The 4,101-nt window shown below is 30.8% G+C and carries 7 protein-coding genes; all 7 read left to right on the top strand.

Annotation, left to right across the window (positions count from 1 at the left end):
* Positions 1-357 precede the first annotated feature (357 nt).
* Positions 358-786, top strand: coding sequence for a hypothetical protein (locus LS72_RS10120; protein WP_138155327.1), 429 nt, complete (start codon positions 358-360; stop codon positions 784-786).
* A gap of 170 nt (positions 787-956) precedes the next feature.
* Positions 957-1,091 carry a hypothetical protein gene (locus LS72_RS11625; protein WP_269149294.1) on the top strand — a complete coding sequence of 45 codons (135 nt, stop codon included), beginning with the start codon at positions 957-959 and terminating at the stop codon, positions 1,089-1,091.
* 57 nt (positions 1,092-1,148) lie between these two features.
* Positions 1,149-1,394 carry a hypothetical protein gene (locus LS72_RS10115; RefSeq protein ID WP_034555539.1) on the top strand — a complete coding sequence of 82 codons (246 nt, stop codon included), beginning with the start codon at positions 1,149-1,151 and terminating at the stop codon, positions 1,392-1,394.
* Positions 1,378-1,737: a type II toxin-antitoxin system PemK/MazF family toxin gene (locus LS72_RS10110; protein WP_199770103.1), complete on the top strand. Its 360-nt coding sequence runs from the start codon at positions 1,378-1,380 to the stop codon at positions 1,735-1,737. Before LS72_RS10115 ends, LS72_RS10110 begins: the two co-directional genes overlap by 17 nt.
* A 108-nt stretch (positions 1,738-1,845) precedes the next feature.
* Positions 1,846-2,130, top strand: coding sequence for a hypothetical protein (locus tag LS72_RS10105; RefSeq protein WP_034555538.1), 285 nt, complete (start codon positions 1,846-1,848; stop codon positions 2,128-2,130).
* A 126-nt stretch (positions 2,131-2,256) separates the two neighbouring features.
* Positions 2,257-2,613 (top strand): hypothetical protein, encoded by a 357-nt coding sequence (locus LS72_RS10100; protein ID WP_034555902.1) that lies wholly within the window; start codon positions 2,257-2,259, stop codon positions 2,611-2,613.
* Between the two features lie 171 nt (positions 2,614-2,784).
* Positions 2,785-4,101: DEAD/DEAH box helicase family protein (locus LS72_RS10095; RefSeq protein ID WP_194145609.1), on the top strand; the 1,317-nt coding region annotated here is incomplete at its 3' end.

Below are 4,101 nucleotides of genomic sequence, written 5' to 3'. Positions count from 1 at the left end.
TAAATAGAGCTTCACTCCAGCTTTGAGTGGCAATAATAGAATGATTGCGTGAAGCAGAATTTGCCTTTTTCTTTGGCAAAAGGCATACAGAGGCAGTAAATACTTTCTTTTCATATCCTCTAAGCCCTATGGGTTTAGGCTTAAATATTCCAACAAGGGATTATTTACTTCCCTTGTTGGAATAAATCCTTTCTTGGAGTATTTTTACTCCTAGAATATTTACTTAGAGTCTTGATTCTAGTCATTGGGATTAAGTTGCTTTTTAAGCTATACAATTATCCATAGATTGTCTTGCAGTCATTACTAAAATGATGAATAGAGAGTTTGTGGTATAATAGAAAGAATTAAGGAATTAATATGCAAGGAAATATGATGCAAGTTATACAACCCAATCATACTATTTCACAAAGCACAATAGCTTTAATAATGAAGCTTATTAAAAAAAGCTATAAAGAAGAGGAACAACAAGAAGTTTTAAATGATATTGTTGCTATTGTCGATGAAGTTAAAAGAGATAATAGAATCTCCTCTGAGTTAATAAGAGAAGAAGTCGTTGAAAAGCTAAGAAATGAATTAGCTACAAAAGAGTTTGTTAGAGCGGAGATTGCAGAGGTAAAGCAAGAGTTGAAGCAAGAAATTGCAAAAGTAAGAACTGAAATTTCTGAAGTGAATAGAAGATTTGACCTTTTAGAACAAAAATTCAAATTCTATGCAATAGGTTTAGGAGTCTTAATAATTATCCTCCAACCTAAAGTCTTTGATTTTATCACTGCTTTTCTTAAGTAGCTAACACTAAAATACTTACATACAGCCCTAAGTTGGGATAGATTTATCCCAGCTTTGGGATACTTCTATCCTTGTTTTAATCTTTTAGACTATGATATATCTTTACTCCACTTAAGGGATAGGTATATCTTTGTTATTAGTCTTTAAGACTTTATTAATAAGGATAAACAATGAAAAATATAACCATCAAAAGAAATAAGGCAATTATTGCCTCTTATAAGAGAGAGATTAATTTACAAACTAGATTTGTGAGAGATAGAAGCAAATACACACGCAAAGTTAAACATAAAACTAGAATGGATTAATTGCCTTAGCTATATATGGTATAATTACCTTATGTTAATCTGTATTAAGGAGAGTATATGGATACTGTTAAAATTACATTTAATGCGGATAGGGATTTTAAACAAATGCTTGATGATATTAAGCGTGATTATGGTTTAAAATCCATTTCAAATATTATTAAGGATGCTGTGAAAGAGTATAAATATAGACTAGAATTAGAGCGATGGCATAATGCTGTAAAATTAGCAGATAATGATTCTAAGCTCTCTTCTATTCTCTATGAAGACTTAGAAACAGGGGATTTAGATGATGAATCGCAATGAAATATGGTATGTTAATTTTGACCCTACTATAGGTAATGAAATTAAAAAGATTAGACCAGCTGTAATCATTGATGATAATTACTTGGCTAGTCAATTTATGCGACTTGTCGTTCCTATTACAACTTGGAGAGATAAGTTTGCTTCATTGCCGTGGATAGTGCAAATACAACCTAATAGTGTAAATGGGTTATCTAATGTATCAGGTTTTAATATTCAGCAAACTAGATACCTATCTACAAAACGATTCCAAAGCAAAATTGGTATTGTGGAGGATAGCACACTAATTGCAATACAAAAAGCATTGATAAGATTCATCAATCCTAATTTACATAAACTTCTTTAACTAATTTATAATTATCAGCCCCAAGTTGGGATATATCTTTATCCCACTTGGGTTAGGTATATCCTTGTTTTATTGGTCTTTTTAAGACTTTATTTTAAAGGATAAAAAATGAATCTTAAGCAAATACAAAAGATAACGTTTGATAGATGCGATGGTGAAGTGATGTTAGACAGGGTAGGTTATGTATGGCAAAATTATTTATATGTAGATGATTTACAACCATCAAGACCAACAATCAGAGACATTAAAGATATATTATTATCTACAACATATTCCAAACAAGAAATAAGAAGCTTCTTTTCAGCAAAATATTGCATAAAATATTATACAGCAAACGATGGGCGTGGAGAGTGGATTAATACCAAAGGAGAATACTTATTCTTTGGAAATTAAGAAAATAATAAAGTATTGCAATTATTAATGATTTGCAAGAAGTTGCTTCTAAATGCGATTATGCAAAAAGAGAGGGTGAATATAGAATCTGGTGGTTTTAGTGTATAATAAGAAAAAGGAATAAAAATGGAAACAACAATGCAACAAAAAGAAGTCCTTTCTTATTCTACAAAGCTTTTACTTGTTGAGATGATTAAGAAATTTAAGCAAGAGGATAAAAAAGATGAAATCATAGATGTTGTTTTAGCAGTAGCTAATGATATTAAAACAAATGATAATATCACTGCAAAAGCTATTAAAGATGAAGTAGAGGAAAAGTTTAAAAATGAACTTGCGACAAAAGAGTTTGTTAGAGCGGAGATTGCAGAAGCAAAATCAGAATTAATCCGATGGGTTTTAGGCATTGGAGTAGCTTCTGTTTTAGTCGCTGTCTCTGCAAATTTTGCAATGATGACTTTTTTCTTTCAACAACTAACCAAATAATTTAGCTAATTTTAGTTACTACTAACCCCTAAGTTGGGATAGATTTATCCCAACTTAGGGATACTTCTATCCTTGTTTTAATCTTTTAGACTATGATATATCTTTACTCCACTTAAGGGATAGGTATATCTTTGTTATTAGTCTTTAAGACTTTATTAATAAGGATAAACAATGAAAATAATGAATTTTTCAGATTTTTTAATCAACCATAAAACTGCTATTAAGGTTTCTTTACACGAATCAGTATCTCCTACATTTATAGGATTACAAGAGCCTGCCAAATACAATAAAGATATTGAAACATTATTAAAGCTTAAGAAAAAGCCTTTTCCTACACAAGCTACTATTATTACTGCTGGTGTTAATCACTTGAAAAAAAGAAAATCCCTTCTTTTATCTTGTGAGATGGGGACAGGAAAAACTTTAATGGGGATTAGCTTATCTTACTCTTTATTGAAAAATGGAGGGAATGTCTTTATTATGAGTCCATCCCATCTTGTTCCTAAATGGGCAAGTGAGATAGAAGTGACATTAGGTAAAAGTGATGAAGCAATTTTAAATTATGAAATTGTGATTGTTCGTAATTTTAAAACCATCATTGACTATCAAAATGATAGCAAAGATGGGATTTTAAGATTCTTTATTTGTAGCAAGGAAGTTGCAAAGCTTTCTTATCCCAGAGAAAAGATTATTGATACAACAGAATCTATTAAGGCAAAAAAGATTAATTCTAGCCTTTGGCAATTTTCTTGCAGTCAATGTGGAAAAGTTTTAGAAGAAGTATCCAATTGCTCTGAGTCTATCAACTATATAGAAGTTGATGAGTATGGAGAAGAGCTTAAAAATACTCACTTTACACTTAAAGAGGTAAAAAAATATTTTAAAAACAAAGAAGCGGGTTTTGTAACAAGGCGATTTTTTAAACAATTACATAAATGTAATTGCAGAAATGTTGTTCCAGAGCTAAAACAAACTTCTTTTAAAGAATGGTATGCAGGGATTAAAAAACCCTCACTAAAAGGAGTTGCTATGCGTTATGGTGTAGCTGAGTTTATTAAAAAAAGATTGAAAAAGGGATTTATTGACCTTTTAGTCTTAGATGAAATTCACGAACTTAAAGGAAACGATACCGCACAAGGCACTGCTTTTGGAATGCTTGCTTCTTGTTCTTCTAAAATTGTTGGATTAACAGGCACACTTCTAAATGGTTATGCTTCCTCTCTCTTTTATATTCTTTATAGAATGAATCCAGACTTTATGAAGCACACAATGGGCTTAAATTATGAAGATTTAGGCATTTTTGTAGATAGGTTTGGTGCAGCAGAGAAGGAATACACAAAAGAAAATTGGGAGGATTGTAGTGTTGAAGATGGTGTGGTCACAAAACGGGGTAAATTAATGATTGTCTTTAAATATATTAACTTAGATATTCCAAAGCTTATAAAGGAACTAAGAGATTTAAGCGTTCCATCAAAAGAAGCTGATTTT

Origin of the sequence: Helicobacter apodemus (assembly GCF_000765745.2) — a bacterium.
GTDB classification, from domain to species: Bacteria; Campylobacterota; Campylobacteria; order Campylobacterales; family Helicobacteraceae; genus Helicobacter_D; species Helicobacter_D apodemus.
The sequence above is the reverse complement of the archived record's forward strand: the minus strand, read 5'-3'. Positions and strand labels throughout refer to the sequence as shown.